Origin of the sequence: Micromonospora sp. L5 (genome assembly GCF_000177655.2) — a bacterium.
Classification (GTDB): Bacteria; Actinomycetota; Actinomycetes; order Mycobacteriales; family Micromonosporaceae; genus Micromonospora; species Micromonospora aurantiaca.
Genome location: NC_014815.1, coordinates 5,422,193 through 5,438,670 on the forward strand (window position 1 = coordinate 5,422,193; position 16,478 = coordinate 5,438,670).

At 73.3% G+C, this 16,478-nt stretch carries 21 protein-coding genes and 1 tRNA gene; 13 read left to right on the forward strand and 9 right to left on the reverse strand.

What is annotated here, in order from left to right; translation table 11 throughout:
- Positions 1 to 19: 19 nt before the first annotated feature.
- The gene (locus ML5_RS24905; RefSeq protein WP_013476634.1) at positions 20 to 829 is read left to right on the forward strand and encodes a M15 family metallopeptidase; all 810 of its coding nucleotides are present in this window, start codon (positions 20 to 22) and stop codon (positions 827 to 829) included.
- Between the two features lie 44 nt (positions 830 to 873).
- Positions 874 to 1,380, forward strand: coding sequence for a DinB family protein (locus ML5_RS24910; RefSeq protein WP_013476635.1), 507 nt, complete (start codon positions 874 to 876; stop codon positions 1,378 to 1,380).
- Positions 1,381 to 1,404: 24 nt separating this feature from the next.
- On the opposite strand, the gene ML5_RS24915 is transcribed toward ML5_RS24910, so the two are convergent.
- Positions 1,405 to 2,178, reverse strand: a complete 774-nt coding sequence (locus ML5_RS24915; RefSeq protein ID WP_013476636.1) for an alpha/beta hydrolase family protein — start codon at positions 2,176 to 2,178, stop codon at positions 1,405 to 1,407.
- 147 nt (positions 2,179 to 2,325) lie between these two features.
- On the opposite strand from ML5_RS24915, the gene ML5_RS24920 reads away from it, so the two are divergent.
- The 4 genes from ML5_RS24920 to ML5_RS24935 all read left to right on the forward strand — a co-directional run bounded on the left by ML5_RS24920 (position 2,326) and on the right by ML5_RS24935 (position 5,146).
- Positions 2,326 to 2,718 carry a hypothetical protein gene (locus ML5_RS24920; RefSeq protein ID WP_013286540.1) on the forward strand — a complete coding sequence of 131 codons (393 nt, stop codon included), beginning with the start codon at positions 2,326 to 2,328 and terminating at the stop codon, positions 2,716 to 2,718.
- A 76-nt stretch (positions 2,719 to 2,794) separates the two neighbouring features.
- The gene (locus tag ML5_RS24925) at positions 2,795 to 3,469 is read left to right on the forward strand and encodes an HAD family hydrolase (RefSeq protein ID WP_013476637.1); all 675 of its coding nucleotides are present in this window, start codon (positions 2,795 to 2,797) and stop codon (positions 3,467 to 3,469) included.
- A 374-nt stretch (positions 3,470 to 3,843) separates the two neighbouring features.
- A tRNA-Glu gene (locus ML5_RS24930) sits at positions 3,844 to 3,916 on the forward strand.
- Positions 3,917 to 3,946: 30 nt separating this feature from the next.
- Positions 3,947 to 5,146, forward strand: a complete 1,200-nt coding sequence (locus ML5_RS24935) for an RtcB family protein (protein WP_013476638.1) — start codon at positions 3,947 to 3,949, stop codon at positions 5,144 to 5,146.
- 32 nt (positions 5,147 to 5,178) lie between these two features.
- On the opposite strand, the gene ML5_RS32435 is transcribed toward ML5_RS24935, so the two are convergent.
- From ML5_RS32435 to ML5_RS24955, 5 genes are all read right to left on the reverse strand, one after another.
- Entirely contained in the window at positions 5,179 to 5,343 is a 165-nt protein-coding gene (locus tag ML5_RS32435) for a hypothetical protein (RefSeq protein WP_013286537.1), read from the reverse strand.
- Positions 5,340 to 5,558 (reverse strand): helix-turn-helix transcriptional regulator, encoded by a 219-nt coding sequence (locus ML5_RS24940; RefSeq protein WP_013476639.1) that lies wholly within the window; start codon positions 5,556 to 5,558, stop codon positions 5,340 to 5,342. Before ML5_RS24940 ends, ML5_RS32435 begins: the two co-directional genes overlap by 4 nt.
- The gene (locus ML5_RS24945; protein WP_013476640.1) at positions 5,558 to 6,037 is read right to left on the reverse strand and encodes a DUF2975 domain-containing protein; all 480 of its coding nucleotides are present in this window, start codon (positions 6,035 to 6,037) and stop codon (positions 5,558 to 5,560) included. Before ML5_RS24945 ends, ML5_RS24940 begins: the two co-directional genes overlap by 1 nt.
- A gap of 31 nt (positions 6,038 to 6,068) precedes the next feature.
- On the reverse strand, positions 6,069 to 6,710 hold the full coding sequence (locus ML5_RS24950) for a dihydrofolate reductase family protein (RefSeq protein WP_013476641.1): 642 nt from the start codon (positions 6,708 to 6,710) through the stop codon (positions 6,069 to 6,071).
- An 82-nt stretch (positions 6,711 to 6,792) separates the two neighbouring features.
- Positions 6,793 to 7,386: an HD domain-containing protein gene (locus tag ML5_RS24955; protein WP_013476642.1), complete on the reverse strand. Its 594-nt coding sequence runs from the start codon at positions 7,384 to 7,386 to the stop codon at positions 6,793 to 6,795.
- A gap of 149 nt (positions 7,387 to 7,535) precedes the next feature.
- Here ML5_RS24955 and ML5_RS24960 point away from each other — a divergent pair, with 149 nt between their 5' ends.
- From ML5_RS24960 to ML5_RS24985, 6 genes are all read left to right on the forward strand, one after another.
- On the forward strand, positions 7,536 to 8,489 hold the full coding sequence (locus tag ML5_RS24960; RefSeq protein WP_230649811.1) for an LpqB family beta-propeller domain-containing protein: 954 nt from the start codon (positions 7,536 to 7,538) through the stop codon (positions 8,487 to 8,489).
- 112 nt (positions 8,490 to 8,601) lie between these two features.
- A complete protein-coding gene (locus ML5_RS24965) occupies positions 8,602 to 9,378 on the forward strand; it encodes a class I SAM-dependent methyltransferase (RefSeq protein WP_013286531.1) in 777 nt (258 codons plus the stop codon).
- A 55-nt stretch (positions 9,379 to 9,433) separates the two neighbouring features.
- Positions 9,434 to 10,435: a hypothetical protein gene (locus ML5_RS24970; RefSeq protein ID WP_013286530.1), complete on the forward strand. Its 1,002-nt coding sequence runs from the start codon at positions 9,434 to 9,436 to the stop codon at positions 10,433 to 10,435.
- A complete protein-coding gene (locus tag ML5_RS24975) occupies positions 10,432 to 11,085 on the forward strand; it encodes a hypothetical protein (RefSeq protein ID WP_013286529.1) in 654 nt (217 codons plus the stop codon). The genes ML5_RS24970 and ML5_RS24975 overlap by 4 nt, the downstream gene beginning before the upstream one ends.
- Before the next feature lie 15 nt (positions 11,086 to 11,100).
- Complete coding sequence (locus ML5_RS24980; RefSeq protein WP_013286528.1) at positions 11,101 to 12,003, forward strand: inositol monophosphatase family protein; 903 nt, start codon at positions 11,101 to 11,103, stop codon at positions 12,001 to 12,003.
- Positions 12,004 to 12,027: 24 nt separating this feature from the next.
- Positions 12,028 to 12,435, forward strand: a complete 408-nt coding sequence (locus tag ML5_RS24985; RefSeq protein WP_013476643.1) for a VOC family protein — start codon at positions 12,028 to 12,030, stop codon at positions 12,433 to 12,435.
- A 14-nt stretch (positions 12,436 to 12,449) separates the two neighbouring features.
- Here ML5_RS24985 and ML5_RS24990 read toward each other — a convergent pair whose 3' ends face one another.
- Complete coding sequence (locus tag ML5_RS24990; protein ID WP_013476644.1) at positions 12,450 to 13,226, reverse strand: SDR family oxidoreductase; 777 nt, start codon at positions 13,224 to 13,226, stop codon at positions 12,450 to 12,452.
- 137 nt (positions 13,227 to 13,363) lie between these two features.
- Here ML5_RS24990 and sigJ point away from each other — a divergent pair, with 137 nt between their 5' ends.
- Positions 13,364 to 14,224 carry an RNA polymerase sigma factor SigJ gene (gene sigJ, locus ML5_RS24995; protein ID WP_013476645.1) on the forward strand — a complete coding sequence of 287 codons (861 nt, stop codon included), beginning with the start codon at positions 13,364 to 13,366 and terminating at the stop codon, positions 14,222 to 14,224.
- Positions 14,225 to 14,241: 17 nt separating this feature from the next.
- Here sigJ and ML5_RS25000 read toward each other — a convergent pair whose 3' ends face one another.
- Positions 14,242 to 15,141 carry a GNAT family N-acetyltransferase gene (locus ML5_RS25000; protein WP_013476646.1) on the reverse strand — a complete coding sequence of 300 codons (900 nt, stop codon included), beginning with the start codon at positions 15,139 to 15,141 and terminating at the stop codon, positions 14,242 to 14,244.
- Between the two features lie 75 nt (positions 15,142 to 15,216).
- Positions 15,217 to 16,449, reverse strand: coding sequence for an SLC13 family permease (locus ML5_RS25005; protein WP_013476647.1), 1,233 nt, complete (start codon positions 16,447 to 16,449; stop codon positions 15,217 to 15,219).
- Positions 16,450 to 16,478: the final 29 nt, after the last annotated feature.

A 16,478-nucleotide genomic window follows, 5' to 3' on the forward strand; every position in this document is an offset into this window, starting at 1 on the left:
ACGGCGGATGGGCACCGGCATGCGCGCGACGGCGGTCCTGGCCGTCGCGGCCGCGCTGCTCGCCGCCTGCCAGCGGCCCGAGCCGTCCCCGTCGCCGTCCGCGCCGCCCTCACCCACCCCGACCGGCCCCCGGGCCCCGGCGGACGTCGTGGACCTCACCACCGTCGACCCCACCGTCCGCACCGACATCCGGTACGCGGGCCCGCACAACTTCGTCGGCCGTCCCGTCGACGGGTACGCCGAGCCGCGCTGCCTGCTCACCCGCCCGGCGGCGCAGGCGCTGCACCGGGTGCAGACCGCAGCGCTCGCCGGCGGGCACAGCCTCAAGGTGTACGACTGCTACCGCCCACAACGCGCCGCTGACGACTTCGTCGCCTGGGCGAAACTCCCCGGTGAGCAGCGGATGAAGGGGGAGTTCTATCCCGGCGTAGCCAAGGACCGGCTGTTCGCCGACGGCTACATCGGCGCGCCCACCGCGCACAGCCGGGGCAGCACAGTCGATCTGACCCTGGTCCCGGTCTCCGGGCCGCCGCAGGCCGCGTACACGCCCGGCCAGCCGATCGTGCCCTGCACCGACCCGGCCGGGCGCCGCTTCGCCGACGACTCGATCGACATGGGCACCGGGTTCGACTGCTTCGACCCGCGCGCCCACACCGCCGACGCGCGGATCAGCGACACCGCCCGGAACAACCGGGACCTGCTGCGCCGGCTGATGTCCGCGCAGGGATTCGAGAACTATCCGCTGGAGTGGTGGCACTACCGGTACGTGGACGAGCCGTACCCGGACACCTGGTTCGACTTCCCGGTGGCCGGTTCGTCACTGCGGTGACGCGGTCGTTCCACCATGATCGATTGCGGCTAGGCTCGACGCTCATGGAGACCGAACGGATCGGCCCGCCGCTGCTCGCGGACGAGCGGGAGTCGTTGCGCGCCTTCCTCGACTTCCACCGGGCCACGCTGGCCCTCAAGTGCGAGGGGCTGACCGACGAGCAGTTGCGCCGGCAGGCGTCGCCGCCGTCCACGCTGTCCCTGCTCGGCCTGGTCCGCCACATGGCCGAGGTGGAGCGCACCTGGTTCCGCCGGGTCATCGCCGCCGAGGACGTGCCGCTGGTGTGGTCGGACAGCGGCGACTTCCAGCAGGCGTACGACGCCCGCGACGCCGACGCGGCGGAGGCGTTCGAGGCGTGGCAGCGGGAGATCGGGCACGCCCGGCGCATCGAGCGGGAGGCCGAGTCGCTCGACGTGACAGGCCACCAGGCACGCTGGGGCGAGGACGTCTCGCTGCGCCTGGTCATGCTGCACATGCTGCACGAGTACGCCCGCCACAACGGGCACGCCGACCTGATCCGCGAGGCGATCGACGGCACCGTGGGGGTCTGAGCCCGCTCAGCGCCCGCGCACCGGTCAGCGCGTGCGCAGCGGCAGCCAGGCCAGCACGTCGGAGATCCGCGCGTCCCAGTACGCCCAGTCGTGGTCACCCGGACCGAAGTCGACGGTGACCGGCACGTCGCGCTTCCGGGCCACGTCGAGGAACCGCATGCTGTCCTCGTACAGGAAGTCCTCGGTGCCGCAGGCGACGTAGAGCGCCGGCCGGTCGTCGCCGGAGCGCTCCAGCAGCCCCACCGTGTCGTCGTCGGCGGGCACCGGGCCGTCACCCCAGACGGTGCGCCACACCGCCGGGTCGACCGGACGGGTCGCATGGTGGCGGCGGCGCGTCACGTCCAGCGCGCCGGACAGGCTGGCCGCCGCCGCGAACCGCTCCGGGTGGCGCAGCGCCCACTTCATCGCCCCGTAGCCGCCCATCGACAGGCCCGCGACGAACGTGTCCTCCCGCCGCGTGGACAGCCGGAAGAACGACCGGCACACCTCGGGCAGCTCCTCGCTGAGGAACGTCCAGTACCGGTTGCCGTGCGCCTCGTCGCAGTAGAAGCTCCGCTGCACCTGCGGCATCACCACGGCCAGCCCGAGCGGCGCCACGTACCGCTCGATCGAGGTGCGCCGGGTCCACACCGTGTCGTCGTCGGTCAGGCCGTGCAACAGGTAGAGCACCGGCGGGTCGCCGTCGGAGGCGGCGCCCGGCACGCCGATCCCGGCCGCGCCGCGATCGGGCAGCAGCACCGTCATCGACGTGCCCATGCCCAACGCCTCGGAGAAGAAGTCACACCGGATCAGCGCCATGAGGCGGCAGCGTACCTCGGAGGGGTTCGATGAGGGCGTTCCTATTGCCCCGGGACCGTCGCACGGGAAAAGATGGCCGTGCGTGCCGGAAACACACTCGTAACCTGCGCGCTGCTGGTCTCTGTCACGAGGAAGTGGGAGTCAGTCATGAGCGACGTGTCGGCCGCACTGGGTGTGCGCCTCTACCCGGACCTGGTCGAGCCCGGCGGTCTCGCCCCCGCGCTCGTGGCGACCGCCGCCGCGCACCAGCTCGACGTGGGCGAGGTTACCGCGCCCGAGCAGGGGCGCAGCCGGTTCACATGCGCCGAGATGACCTCCGCCCGGGGCGTGGTCTGCGTCAGCCTCGGCTCCCAGGCCCGCTACTTCATGATCGACCTGCGGGTGGACGGCGACGTCCAGGCGCGGGGCGACGCCACCGATCTGCTCCAGGTCGCGCAGGTGGCGGCCGCGTGGCGGGCCGGCATCACGCTCGCCGAGCTGACCGCGCGCTACCCGTTCATGGAGGAGATGCGGCGCCACCCGGTGGCGCACGCCGGCTGAGACCGGGCACCCCAGCCCTGCCCGATCCAGGTCGACCGCCGCTCCCGGACGCGTCGTGTCGATCTAGGGTGATGCGATGACCGCCAGGCGCGTGACGACAGTACTGTTCGACTTCGCCTGGACTCTGTTCGCCAGAGACTCGGAGCGTTGGGTGGGCAACGCGGCGGCATCGATCGACCGGGCATTGGCTGCTGGCGAGGCGCACCGTATTGCTGGCGACTTCGCGGAACTGTTGCGGGAGACGGCCACGGATCCGGCCCACATCGCCCGAGATCTGGATCCGCGAGTCTGGGATCGGGCGATCCTCACCGTGCTGGAACAGATTCCTGGGGTTGACCAGGCGCTGGCATCGGTCATGCACGAAACACACGCCGAAGCAATCGAGCCGTACGCCGACACCGTCGCCACGCTGTCCGCATTGCGTGACAGCGGTGTTCGCATCGGCGTCGTCAGCAACGTCGGCTGGGACATCCGCAAATGCTTCGCGCGGCACGGACTCGACGGCCATGTCGATGCGTTCGTACTGTCCTACGAGGTCGGCTTCGTCAAACCGGACCCTCGCATCTGGGGCGCCGCCCTCGAGGCCCTCCATGCCACACCGGGCCAGACCCTGATGGTCGGTGATCATCCCGCCGGCGACGGCGGATCGGTTTCCGCCGGCATACCAGCGCTGATCCTGCCAATGGTGGATTCGCCCGCGCAGAAACGCGGATTCGATTACGTGCTCAGGCTTGCCCAGGTCCCGTCCTGACGGGTCTGCCGCTGGCACTCACGTGAAGCCCCTCGTGAAGTTGATCTCTCGGCAGAGACCTCCTTCATACGAGGGCTTCACTCGCAAATTCACGTTGCCGCCGGTGCGCGGCGGCCGTACCGTGAGCGGCAACGTTCTGGTCCACCAGGGGAGTCCACCGTGTCGCAGCAGAACCGCACCCGCGCCGAGCGGCAAGCGCCGCGCGCCGGTGTCCTGCTGCCCGAATCGGGCACGGGCCGGCGACGGCAATGGCAACCAGGGTGGTGGCGCGTCTAGCGCCGGCGCGACGATCCGCGCGAACCGCCCGCCCCAGACCGGAGCCGGGCGGTTCTCCGTGTCCGGGGTGAATCCGCCGACGGCGTCACGCCGCCGGAGGGCCGTTGGAGCAATTGGCAGCTCACCCGGTTCTCACCCGGGAGGCTATGGGTTCGAGTCCCGTACGGCCTACGTCAGACGGACATGAGCAAGGAGACGACGATGGGTTTCACCTCGCTGGCCGGTACCCGGGCACCGGTCCGGGTCTGGACCGACCCGTACGCGATCGAGGCGCAGGCGGCCCGGCAGCTGCGCAACATCGGCGCGCTGCCGTGGGTGCAGGGCGTCGCGGTGATGCCGGACGTGCACTTCGGCAAGGGCGCCACTGTCGGCTCGGTGATCGCGATGCGGCAGGCCGTGTCGCCGGCCGCGGTCGGCGTGGACATCGGCTGCGGCATGTCGGCGGTGCGGACCTCGCTGACCGCCGCCGACCTGCCCGACGACCTCGCGCCGCTGCGGTCGGCGATCGAGGCGGCGATCCCGGTCGGCTTCGCGATGCGTGACGACGCCGTCGATCCGCGCCGGGTCCGGGGGCTGGAGCAGGCGGGCTGGGACGAGTTCTGGCGGCGGTTCGGGACGCTGGACCGGAAGGTGGCGCAGCTCCAGACGCGGGCGCAGCGGCAGCTCGGGACGCTCGGCGGCGGCAACCACTTCATCGAGGTCTGCCTGGAGCAGGGTGGCGCGGACGACGGCCGGGTCTGGCTGATGCTGCACTCCGGTTCCCGCAACATCGGCAAGGAGCTGGCCGAGCGGCACATGGCGGTGGCGCGCGGCCTGCCGCACAACACCGACCTGCCGGACCGGGACCTCGCGGTGTTCCTCGCCGGCACGCCCGAGATGGAGGCGTACCGGCGGGACCTGTGGTGGGCGCAGGAGTACGCCCGGCGTAACCGGGCGGTCATGCTCGCCCTGCTCTGCCAGGTGGTCCGGGAGGCGTTCCCGCACGCCGGCTACGACGAGCCGATCTCCTGCCACCACAACTATGTGGCGGAGGAGAACTACGACGGGGTGGACGTGCTGGTGACCCGCAAGGGCGCGATCCGGGCCGGCCGGGGTGACCTGGGCATCATCCCGGGCTCGATGGGCACCGGCTCGTACATCGTGCGCGGGAAGGGGAACCTCGACGCGTACTGCTCGGCGTCGCACGGCGCCGGGCGGCGGATGTCGCGGGGGCAGGCGAAGCGGACGTACAGCACCGCGGACCTGGCCGCGCAGACCGCCGGGGTGGAGTGCCGCAAGGACGCCGGTGTGGTCGACGAGATCCCCGGCGCGTACAAGGACATCACCGAGGTGATGGCCCAGCAGGAGGACCTGGTCGAGGTGGTCGCCCACCTCAAGCAGGTCGTCTGCGTGAAGGGTTGACCGGCAGGGCCGGCGTCGAGGGGGCGCCGGCCCTACCGGGTACGCCGGGCGACGCGTACGCCGATGGCGACCGCGCCGATGACGAGCAGTGCGGACAGGAACTGGAGGCCGGGGGAGTCGTCGGCCTCGCCGTACACGAAGCCGGTGACGCCGAGCACGACGGCGAGCAGGGCGACGACGACGGCCAGGTATCTCATCGCTCCTCCTCGTCGGCGACCCATTCGAGCAGGTCGCCGGGCTGGCAGTCGAGCACCCGGCACATGGCCTCCAGGGTGCTGAAACGGACGGCCTTGGCGCGGCCGTTCTTGAGTACGGCGACGTTGGCCGGGGTGAGCCCGACGCGCTCGGCGAACTCGCCGACGCTCATCTTGCGCTTGGCCAGTTCGACGTCGATGCGCACGACGATCGGCATCAGATCACCGCTTCCATGTCGGTGCGCAGCGTGGTGGCCTGGCGCAGCAGCGCGCGCAGGACGACCATCAGCAGCCCCAGCACGCTGACGCCGGTGACCAGCAGGAACAGCAGCAGTGGCAACCCCGGGTCGTCGGCGTTGAAGCCGACGTAGAGGAACACGCCGACGAGCACCACCCAGGCGGCGGCGACCGCCCAGACGATCCCGTCGACCCAGCCCAGGGACGCCTCGGTGAAGATGCGGTCGTTCTTGACCAGGGTGAGCAGGTGCCAGGTGCAGACGATCACCACCTGCACGCACAGCACCCAGAAGATCGTCACCGCGGTGGCGGGCCACCGCAGGTACGCCATGTCCGGGTTCTCGCGCGCCATGTGCGCGAACTGCCCGGGCAGCGACATGGTCTGGAACAGCACCAGGATCGCGAACAGCAGGACCAGGAAGGCGCGGAGTGGTGTCACCGCGCGTTGCGCCGTCAACATGCATCGACTATCGCGCGTAACCTATCGAAAGTCAATCGGTATCACTCGCGCGGCGGCCGACGGCGTACCTGACGTGCACCGCGTGGCGCGAGTGGTGCACGGCGCGGATCTCCAGGTCGACGTCCCGGTCGAAGCCCTCGAAGAGCCGCTTCCCGCGACCGAGGATCACCGGCGCGGTGGACAGGCCCAGCTCGTCGACCACGCCGGCCGCGAGCGCCTGCCGGATCACGTCGGCGCCCCCGCCGATGACCACCGCGCCGTCACCGGCCGTACGCCGGGCCGCGGCCAGCGCCGCGTCGAACCCGTCGACCATGAGGAAACCGGCGTCCGGGTCGGGCTGGTCGGCGGTGCGGTGGGTGAGCACGACCAGTGGCGCCTCGAACGGGTTGCTGCCGCCCCAGGCGCCGGCGCTGTCGTACATCCCCCGGCCGCACAGCGCGGCGCCGACGCCCGCCAGCAGCTCGTCGAAGTACGCGCGGTCCTCGCCGGTCATGCCGGTGCCGGGTTCGCGCGGCGTGTCGTACGTCCACGGCCCGCCCATCACCCAGTGGTGCAGCCGCTCGCCGCCGACGCCCAGCCCCTGGCCCGCGTGGTCGTCCGGACCGGTGACGTAGCCGTCCAGGGACACGGTGACGAACGCCCGCACCCGGCCCCGCGCTTCGCTGGTGCTCATGCTTCCTCCCGGAGATCGGAGAACACCGACCCGGGGCAGACCGCCCTCGCGCGGCGGACTCATCGGCGCCGCCGGTCCGACGTCAGCCGTAAACCGGATGTTCCGCCTGGAACGCCAGCCGCCGGTCCGCGCCGGCGGCCAGCTCGGCGAGGACGTCGTCGAGGTCCAGGAACGTCTGCCAGCGCTCCTGGCCGGTGATGGCGGCGAGCCGGTCGACCACGAGCTGCTCCAGGTCGGCGACCCGGCGGCCCTTCCAGACCTTGTCGGCGAGGCTGACCAGCAGGTCCTCCAGCTGTACGCCCGGGGAGTGCCACGCCGCGTGGGTGACGGCGAAGCGGGCCCGCTCCTCCGGTACGCCGAAGCGCAACAGCAGCTGGTAGCCCGCCTCCTCGTGCGCCGACCCGGGGCCGGTCAGCTCGCCGGGATGCTCGACCTTGCCGAGGTCGTGCACTGCGGCGCCGAACAGCACCGCCTGCCTGTCGAACGGCACCGCGCCGAACCGGTCGGCGAACGCGGCAGTCAGGTGCCAGGCGACGTCGTGCACCAGCCGCAGGTGCGCGCCGAGGCGCGGCGGGGCGGCGAGGGCGTCCAGCAGCTCGACCGCCACGCCGGGAAGCGGGAGCAGCGGCGGGTCGCCCGGTTCGGTGAGGGCGCGGCGCAGCGCGTCGGAGGTCATCGGGGCGAGCGTACCCGGGCCGCCTCGGGCTCACCTCTGGTGATGGACGAGCAGCCGAGCGTGAAGCGGCCACTCGTCCGATTCCGGTGCGTCGATCCACTCGCGAGTGTGGGGGCCACGTCTCACACGGGGGTTGTCGAATGACCGCAATGAATCGTCGTGCCCTGCTGCGTACCGCCGCGCTGACCGGAGTCGCCGCCGCGACCGGGCTGGCCGTCGGGCCCCACGCCGCGTCCGCCGCACCCGCGTCCGCCGCCGACGTGGTGAACGGGTCGTGGCTGGTCAGCGTCGGCTGGGGTGTGCTCCAGGTCGACCCGGGCCGCACCACGCCGCGGGAGCTGCTGCCGAACGGGGACCACGCGAAGGCCTCGCCGGACGGCCGGTACGTGGCCTGGGTCAACACGGCCCGCTCGGGCGACGGCACGCTGGAGCCGTACGTGGCCGTGTACGACCGGGTCACCGGCCAGAAGCGCACACTGCTCGCCGATCCGTTCGGTGTCCGCTACGGCGCGCCGACGTGGTCGCCGGACGGCACCGAGATCGCGCTGGTCACCGGGCAGGGCAACGACCGGCTGATCGCTGTGGACGTGGTCACCGGCGCCACCCGCGTGCTGGTCGAGGGGCACTCCATGAGGGACCCGGACTGGTCCCGGGACGGCTCGATGATCGTCGTACGGTGGCGCAGCCGTTCGCAGGGCTGGCAACTGCGGGTGCTGGAACTCGCGACCGGCACGGTGCGGCCGATCTACACGCCGGTGGCGGGCGAGATGTTCATCTCGCCGGTCTTCATGCCCGACTCCGGGCGCGTCGTCTTCTGCACCAACCGCTGGCACCTGGACCGGGAGGTCTACAACCAGTCGCTGGCGTCGGTGCGCATCGGCGGCACCGGGCTGAAGAAGCTCACCGACGAGCCCCGGTTCTACCTGTCGCCGGTGTTCTCCCCGGACGGCCGCTACTGCGCCGCGCTGTCGATCCCGCCGGAGAACGAGTACCCGGACGGCGGCAACATCATCGTGTCCACCAGTGGCTTCGGCGAGCAGTGGTGGATCCCCGGCGACGAGTACGACGACAGCACCCGGCTGGACTGGGCGCGGGCGATCTGACGTAGCGCCGCGCGCACATCCGGTGGGCCGGATGTGCGCGCCGCCGGGCGTAACCGGTGCGAGGCTTGGTGCGGACGCCGCCGAAGGGGCCGGCGTCCGCTGTGGAGGGGTGATGGCCGAGCCGCCGACCGGGACGTCGTCGCACCGCGCGCAGGCGCACGGCAGGCACGCCAACCACCGCCGCTACCACGACGGCGCCGAGGTCGACGGGTACGTCGACGACCCGTACCACCGGGTGCGCCGCGCGGTCGCGGCCCGGCTGATGGCCGAGGGGGTGACCCGACGTGGGCCGGTGCTGGAACTGGGCTGCGGACCGCGCGGCATGCTCGACCCGGCCGCGCTGCCCGGCCCGGTGGTGCTCGCCGACACGGCCGAGACGGCGCTGCGCACGGCCCGCGCCGCGGCCCGCGGACGGGCGCTGCCGGTCTGCCTGGACGCCACCCGCGGGCTGCCGTTCCGGGCGGGCAGCTTCGCCGGGCTGCTCGCCGGCGAGCTGATCGAGCACGTGTACGACCCGCTGGCGCTGCTGCGGGAGTGCCACCGGGTGCTGGCGCCCGACGGCCTGCTGGTGCTCACCACGCCGAACCTGGCGCCGGTGCAGGACCGGCTGGCGTTCCTCGCCGGGCGGGCGCCACGTCAGGTCGATCCGCTGCACCCGTACCTGTGGCTGCACATCCGCCCGTTCACCGCCTCGCTGCTGCGCCGGACGCTGCGCCGGGCCGGGTTCACGCCGGTGGCGCTGCGGTCCAACGAGGTCGGCTGGCGGCTGCCGGGCGGCCGGTGGGTGGCCTCGCGGCGGCTGGCCCGCGCCGCACCGGGGCTCGGCGGTTCGCTGATCTGCGCCGCCCGCCGGCACGGCGCACCGCCACCACAGCAGAACAGGGCGTGATGGCGACATTGACAGCGGGCTATCATGGAGGTTCCGTCGTCGACCGGGGGATGTCATGACGCGCCTGCTCGCCTGGGTCGTGACCAATCTCGACGCGTTCATCGGCCTCGTCCTGGCCCTCACGGTGTCCGTGCTCGGCCTCACCAACGCGGTCGACCAGGAGGTCGTCAACAGCGCGATCCTGCTGGTCCTGGGCCTGCTCGCGCAGGCGATGCTGCGGGACCGGCTGCGCCGGCGCACCACCGAGCGGGAGGTCCGCCAGGTCATCTCGGACACCCGCGACCGGCTGACCGACCTGGTGCCGCAGATGCAGGAGATCACCGGGCCGGAGGGCGCGCTGAACCGGGCCCGCGAGGCCATCGACAGCGTCTCCATGGTGCGCGTGCTGCACGGCAGCGAGGTCGGGCAGGCGCTCGCCGAGGCGCGGCGGCACACCGACCAGTGGAGCTTCAAGGGCGGCACCGGCACCTACCTGCGCGCGGTCACGCTGCCGGACTGTCTGGAACACGCCCGGCGGCGCAACGCCACGCTCACCGTCGCGATCGAGATCATCGACCCGACCGACGAGGAGGTCTGCGAGCGGTACGCGCGGTTCCGGCGCAGCCTCGACCCGGACGCGCCCGGCGAGCCGTGGACCGTCGACCGCACCCGCAAGGAGTCGTACGCGACCGTGCTGGCCGCCTGCTGGCACCTGCAACGCTCCGGCCTGCTCACCATCGACGTCCGGCTCTCCGCGCAGATGACCACGTTCCGCTACGACCTCTCCTCCTCCTGCGTCGTCATCACGCAGGAGAACCCGCAGACGCCCGCGCTGCGCATCGACCGCGGCGAGGTCTACTACAACCGTTTCAACATCGAGCTGGACTACAGCCGCCGGCAGAGCCGGCGCGTGCCGATCGAGGCGGCGGCCCAGGTCAAGCTCGACGACGAGCCGTCGGTCGAGCAGGTACGGCGGTTGTTCACCGCCCTCGGCCTGACGCTGCCCCGGTCCTTCGGCGACCGTGAGGTCGCCGGCATCATCGGCAAGGCCGTCCAGGCGAGGAACCCCTACTCATGACCAGTTACGCCGACCTCGAACGGGAGATCGACCGGGGCACCCGGCCGGAGATGCTGCGCGGCTGGGTGCTGGACGTGCTCGGCGACGTCGCGGACGGGCGGCGGCCGCTGCGCGCGGTCCGGCACCCGCTCGGCTTCACCTGCCTGCCCGTGGAACGCGACGGCCCGGACGGCATCTGCGTGCACGCCTGGCCGGCCGACCCGCCGCCGGTGCGCCCGACCACCTCCACCATGCACTCGCACAGCTGGGATCTGCTCAGCCACGTGCTGCACGGGACCGTCCGCAACGAGCTGATCGAGGTCGACGACGCGCCGGCCGATCCGGCCTGGCGGATCTACGAGGTGCACAGCCTCGGCGAGGTGGACGAGATGGCCGCCACCGACCGGCTGGTCACCGCGATGACCGCGACGGTGGAGACGCACTCGGCCGGCGACTCGTACGCGCTGCGTGCCGGCGGTTTCCACACCTCGGAGGTCGACGCCGGTGAGCCGGCGGTGACAGTGGCGCTCGGCCGGACCACTCCCGGCGCGTGCGACCTGAGCCTCGGCGCGGTGGACGGGCGCAGCCACCGGGTACGCCGGGACCGCTGCGACGCGGCGGAGACCGCGCGGATGGCGCGGGAGATCGCGCGACTGGTGGCACGGGGCTGACTGGCTGGAGGAGCCATGGACGTGGAGCCGAGCAGAGGCGGGCCCGACCTGCGCGACGCGCACCGGTTCGCGGTGGAGGCAGCGCAGGCGGCGGGCCGCCTGCTGCGCCGGGGCACCCGGGGGGAAGTGCACGCCCGGGCCAAGAACGACACCGGTGACCTGGTGACCGACCTCGACCTGGCCGCCGAGCGGCTGATCGTCGACCGGATCCGGGCCCGCTGGCCGGAGCACGGCGTGATCGCCGAGGAGGGCGGCGAGTACGCCCCGGACACCGCGTGGGCGTGGCTCGTCGACCCGCTGGACGGCACCAACAACGTGGCGATCGGGCTGCCCGCGTACGTGGTCGGCATCGCCCTGTGCGACAACGGCTCGCCGGTGCTCGGCGTGGTGCACGACCCGGTCGCGGGCCGTACCTGGTCGGCGGTGCGCGGCCGGGGCGCGTTCGTGCACGCGTCCGGCCCGGCCGCGCGTCCGCTGCGGGCCGCGCAGCGCCCGGTGCCGTCCGCGCCGGTGCTGGCCTGGACCCAGGGGCACGAGGTACGCCGGGACGACAGCACCGCCCGCGCGCTGAAGGTGGTGCTGGACACCAGCGCGCGCCGGGTGCTGCAACTGTGGGCGCCGTTGCTGTCCTGGGTGATGCTGGCCCGCGGCGACATCGACGGCATCGTCGGCTACCGTCCCGAGGCGGTCGACCTGCCGGCCGGGATGCTGCTCGCCGTCGAGGCCGGCATGGCGGTCCGCGCGCTCGACGGCGGCACGTTCGACGACCGGTACGGCTGCCCCGCGGACCGGCGCAGCTTCGTGGCCGGGCCGCCGGAGACCATCGACCGGCTGGTCAAACTGGTCACCGCGGCACAGTGGATCGAGCCGCAGGTACGCCGCCTCACCCCGGTCGGCCTCGGCTCGGTCGGCTGGTGAGCCGGGTCGGCTAGCCTCGGCGGGATGGCCGCCAGACAACTCAAGCTCGGGCTCCGGGTCCGTGACCTGGACCGTTCCCACCGGCTCTACCTGCGACTCGGCTTCAAGGAGATCCCGCAGACCGACCAGACGAACCTGCGTTACCTCACGTTCGGCCACACCTGGCTGATCCTGTCCGACCTGCACCGCCACGGGCACCACAACGCGGAGCGGGAACGCGAGGTCAAGGCCGGGCCGCCGGGGCTCGGTGTCGTCCTCACCGTGCCCACCGCCGACCTGGACGCCACGTACGCGCTGTGGCGCGACGAAGGGCTGCCGGTGACGCTGGAGCCGGAGGACGTGGGATGGGCGCGGATCTTCTACGGGCTCGACCCGGACGGCTACGAGGTCATGTGCGAGCAGTTCCACCCGCCGTCGCGCGCCGCCTCCTGACGCGCCGCGGCGGCTCAGGCGACCGGCCGCGACGGCTCCCGCTCGGCCAGGAAGCCCGTCCAGGTCCGCACGCCTCTCGCGGCGCCTGGCCGGGCCAGGTTCGCGCCCTCCCGGTACGCCCGGCCGGCCCGCCCGGGAATGCGCACCGGCAGCCGTGCCCGGCGCTTCCCGGTGGCCGCCAGGTGTCCGGTCAGCAGCTCGCCGATGCTGTACGTGTCCGGCCCGGCCAGGTCCGGCACCAGCCCGGCCGGTGCGCCCAGCGTCAGCTCGGCCAGCCGGGCCGCCACCTCGGCCGCGTCGATCGGCTGCAACCGCAGGCCGCCCGGCACCGGCACCACCGGCAGTCTCGTCATCGCCGTCAGCATGGTGAACACCAGGTCGTGCACCTGCGCGGCGCGCAGCACGGTCCAGGGCACGCCGGAGTCCGTCACCGCGCGCTCGGCGTCGAGCTTGGACCGGATCCAGGCCAGCGGCACCCGGTCGGCGCCGGTCACCGAGATGTGCACCAGGTGCGCCACACCGGCCCGGTGCGCGGCGCGGGCCAGGTGGGCGGTGGCACGGTCGTCGCCCTTCGCGCCGCCGGCCAGGTGCAGCACAGTGGACACCCCGCTCAGGGCGGGGCCGAGGTCCGCGCCGCTGAGCAGGTCGGCGGCCACGTGGGTGACACCGTCGCCGGGCCGCCCGCCGCGCCGGCTGAGCACGCGCACCGGGTGCCCGGCGGCGCGCAGCAGCGGCACGACGTGCCGGCCGATCGTGCCGGTGCCGCCGGTGACCAGAATGGGTGCGTTCATGTCGTCCTCCCGTTGTCGGTGCTGCCACCTCGACCCGCGCCGGCCTGCCGACGTGACAGGTGTGACGGCTGTCACCTGTGGTCACATCGGTGACCCGGCGCGGGTCGAGTCGATGTGCGGGAGGGGAGGCTCAGGTGATGGACCTGGCGGAGCGGTTCGAGCGGGAGCGGCCACGGCTACGCGCGGTGGCGTACCGGCTGCTCGGGTCGCTCACCGACGCCGAGGACGCGGTGCAGGAGACCTGGCTGCGGCTGTCCCGCACCGACGCGGACACCGTGGAGAACCTCGACGCCTGGCTCACCACTGTGGTCGCCCGGGTCAGCCTCAACACGCTGCGGTCCCGCGCCGCCCGCCGGGAGGACCCGCTGGACGTACGCCTGCCCGACCCGGTGGTGGACACCGGCGCCGACGATCCGGCGCACGCCGCGGTGCTCGCCGACTCGGTGGGGCTGGCGCTGCTGGTGGTGCTGGACACGCTGACCTCGGCCGAGCGGCTCGCGTTCGTGCTGCACGACATGTTCGGCGTGCCGTTCGACGAGATCGGCCCGCTCGTCGACCGCTCACCGGCGGCGGCCCGGCAGCTCGCCAGCCGGGCCCGCCGCCGGGTACGCGGACAGGCGCCCACGCCCGATCCCGACCTGACCCGGCAGCGGGCGGTGGTCGACGCCTTCCTCGCCGCCGCCCGGGACGGTGACCTCGACGCGCTGATCGCGGTGCTGCACCCGGACGTGGTGCTGCGCTCCGACGCCGGGACCGCCCGCGCCCGCCACACGGTCGTGCTCACCGGCGCGACGACTGTGGCGGCGCAGGCCACCACGTTCGGCCGGCTGTTCCCGCACGCCCGGCCGGTGCTCGTCAACGGCGCTGCCGGGGTGCTGGTGACCGCCGGCGACCGCCCGCTGTCGGTGATGGCGTTCACCGTTGCCGGCGGACGGATCGCCGCCGTGGACGTGATCGCCGACCCGCGCCGGCTGGCCGCGCTCGGCCTCGCAGGCTGACCCGGAGTCGCGGACCGTCAGTCGACCAGGGCCAGGTTGGCCATGTCGACCACCGGCCGGAATCCGAGCCGGGCGTAGAGGCGGTTCGACACCGGGTTGGCCTGGTCGGTGAACAGGCACACCCGCGCGCCCTCGGCGGTGAGCAGCCGGCACACCTCGGCGACCGCGTTGCCGGCCCAGCCGCGTCCGCGCTGCTCCGGTGGCGTGTAGACGGGTCCGACGCGAGCCACGCCGAACGACGTCGGGTGGGCGGCGGTCAGGTGCACCGGGCGGCCCGACCCGTCGGTCCAGAACCAGACCCGGCCGTCCCGGATGCGGCGCAGCAACTCGGCGCGGTCGGGCGTCTCGTGTGCGCTGGTGCCGGGCGGGCGGCCCGCCTGCTCGTCGGCGTCGGCCGTGAACGCGCCGAACCACGCGGCGACCAGGTCGACGTCGTCGGTGGTGGCCGCCCGCAGCGCGCCGGGGACCGGAGCCGGTGGCGCCAGTTGGTCGAGCACGTGCAGCCGGGTGTGCTGGGCCACAGCGACCCGCCCGCCGTCGAGGCGTGCGACCTCGTCGGCGCAGGCGCGCGCGGCGGGCAGCGCGCCGTTCACCGCGCGGACCCGCTCGCCGCGCCGGTGCCACGCCCCGGCCAGCGCCACAGCGGCTGCCTCGGGCATCGGCAGCAGGAACGGCGGTCGCGGCGGGAACGGCGCGGTGCGCATCGCGGCGCCCACCACCGCCCCGGAGGCGTCGCGCACCACCAGCCACCAGTCGTCCTCGGGCAGCGCGACGCCCTCGGCGCGGCGGGCCGCCATCCGCTGCGCGACGGTGGCGACGACCGTGCCGACCACCGGATCGGCGGCCAGGTACGCCTCGGCGGCGGCGAGGAACTCGCCCGGGTCGGTGCAGAAGTGCAGCGTGGGTGCGGCGGTCATGCGGGCACGGTAGCCACCGCCCGGGATCGGGCCGTACCGGTTTTTCGCCCCGGCTCAGGGGGCGATGCCGCGATGCTAGGCGCCGGGACCGACAAGAAGCGCCGTCACGGTGGCGGCCGTGGCGAGCACGGCGAGCGCGGCACTGGTGGCCACGAACCGGCCCAGCGGTACGGCGACCCCGGCGGCCCGGCAGCGCTCGTACCAGATCAGTGTCGCCAGCGACGCCCACGGCGTGGCCAGCGGACCCACGTTCGTGCCGATCAGCAGCGCCAGCAACTGGGTGTGCCGGTCGGCCGCGATCACCGCCTCGCCGGCCAGGTACGCGGGCAGGTTGTTCACCGCGTTGCTGAACAGCGCGCCGACCGCGCCCGCCCGCAGCGCCCCCTCCGCGCCCAGGTCGGTGCCGATGAGCGTGCCCATCACCGTGTCCAGGCCGTGCCGGCCGATGGTCTGCACCACGAGGAACAGCCCGGTCACGAACACCAGCAGCCGCCACGGCACCAGCGCCGGACGCAGCCGGTGCCGGGCCCGGACCGCGAAGCCGGCGACCAGGATCGCGGCGGCCGCCCCGGAGGCGATGCCGATCTCCACCCCGGCCAGGATCCCGGCGACGAACAGCAGGCAGGCCGCCAGCGCGGTGCGGTAGAGCACCCGGTCCGGCGGCACGTACGGCGGCGGCGGGACGAACGGGTCGGCCCCGGCGCGCGCCGGACGCCAGTACCACCACCACAGCAGCAGCGCGGTCACCGCGACGGCGACCAGTTGCGGCCACCACATCCGGGCCGCCCACGGCACCGGGTCCAGGTCGACCCGGTCGCTGGCCAGGATGTTCGTCAGGTTGGACACCGGCAGCAGCAGGCTCGCCGTGTTCGCCAGCCACACGGTGGTCATGGCCAGCGGCGTCGGCGGCACGTTCAGCGCCCGGGCCAGCGCGATCATCACCGGCGTGAGCAGCACCGCCGTGGTGTCCAGGTTGAGCGCGATCGTGGTCACCGAGGCGAAGCCGACGCACAGCCAGAACAGGGCCCGGAAACTGCCCCGCGCGGTCACCGCCACCCGGGTCGCGAGCGCGTCGAACACCCCGGCCACGGCGGTCAGCTCGGCCAGCACCACCACCGTGCCGAGGAAGATCAGGATGGGGATGATCCGCCGCATCGTCGCCTCGGCGTCGGCGCGGGGGAGCAGCCCGGTGAGCACGAACACCACGCCGAGCACGGCCAGCCCGATCGCGATCCAGTCCAGCACGTGCAGGCGGCCCCAGCGGGAGCGGTCGGGCACGGCGTTCGGCGGATCGCCGGGGGTCTCCACGAGGGATGATCCTCGCACATGCCGGCGCG

Coding starts and splice junctions, on each gene's coding strand:
- ML5_RS24945 (WP_013476640.1), bottom strand. CDS start 6,037: ATGTTGACGGCGCAACGCGCGGTGACACCACTCCGCGCCTTCCTGGTC.
- ML5_RS24970 (WP_013286530.1), top strand. CDS start 9,434: ATGACGCGCCTGCTCGCCTGGGTCGTGACCAATCTCGACGCGTTCATC.
- ML5_RS24990 (WP_013476644.1), bottom strand. CDS start 13,226: ATGAACGCACCCATTCTGGTCACCGGCGGCACCGGCACGATCGGCCGG.
- ML5_RS24915 (WP_013476636.1), bottom strand. CDS start 2,178: ATGGCGCTGATCCGGTGTGACTTCTTCTCCGAGGCGTTGGGCATGGGC.
- ML5_RS24960 (WP_230649811.1), top strand. CDS start 7,536: ATGAATCGTCGTGCCCTGCTGCGTACCGCCGCGCTGACCGGAGTCGCC.
- ML5_RS24950 (WP_013476641.1), bottom strand. CDS start 6,710: ATGAGCACCAGCGAAGCGCGGGGCCGGGTGCGGGCGTTCGTCACCGTG.
- ML5_RS24955 (WP_013476642.1), bottom strand. CDS start 7,386: ATGACCTCCGACGCGCTGCGCCGCGCCCTCACCGAACCGGGCGACCCG.
- ML5_RS24985 (WP_013476643.1), top strand. CDS start 12,028: ATGGCCGCCAGACAACTCAAGCTCGGGCTCCGGGTCCGTGACCTGGAC.
- ML5_RS24920 (WP_013286540.1), top strand. CDS start 2,326: ATGAGCGACGTGTCGGCCGCACTGGGTGTGCGCCTCTACCCGGACCTG.
- ML5_RS24925 (WP_013476637.1), top strand. CDS start 2,795: ATGACCGCCAGGCGCGTGACGACAGTACTGTTCGACTTCGCCTGGACT.
- ML5_RS24975 (WP_013286529.1), top strand. CDS start 10,432: ATGACCAGTTACGCCGACCTCGAACGGGAGATCGACCGGGGCACCCGG.
- ML5_RS24905 (WP_013476634.1), top strand. CDS start 20: ATGCGCGCGACGGCGGTCCTGGCCGTCGCGGCCGCGCTGCTCGCCGCC.
- ML5_RS24980 (WP_013286528.1), top strand. CDS start 11,101: ATGGACGTGGAGCCGAGCAGAGGCGGGCCCGACCTGCGCGACGCGCAC.
- ML5_RS24910 (WP_013476635.1), top strand. CDS start 874: ATGGAGACCGAACGGATCGGCCCGCCGCTGCTCGCGGACGAGCGGGAG.
- ML5_RS24940 (WP_013476639.1), bottom strand. CDS start 5,558: ATGCCGATCGTCGTGCGCATCGACGTCGAACTGGCCAAGCGCAAGATG.
- sigJ (WP_013476645.1), top strand. CDS start 13,364: ATGGACCTGGCGGAGCGGTTCGAGCGGGAGCGGCCACGGCTACGCGCG.
- ML5_RS24935 (WP_013476638.1), top strand. CDS start 3,947: ATGGGTTTCACCTCGCTGGCCGGTACCCGGGCACCGGTCCGGGTCTGG.
- ML5_RS32435 (WP_013286537.1), bottom strand. CDS start 5,343: ATGAGATACCTGGCCGTCGTCGTCGCCCTGCTCGCCGTCGTGCTCGGC.
- ML5_RS25000 (WP_013476646.1), bottom strand. CDS start 15,141: ATGACCGCCGCACCCACGCTGCACTTCTGCACCGACCCGGGCGAGTTC.
- ML5_RS24965 (WP_013286531.1), top strand. CDS start 8,602: ATGGCCGAGCCGCCGACCGGGACGTCGTCGCACCGCGCGCAGGCGCAC.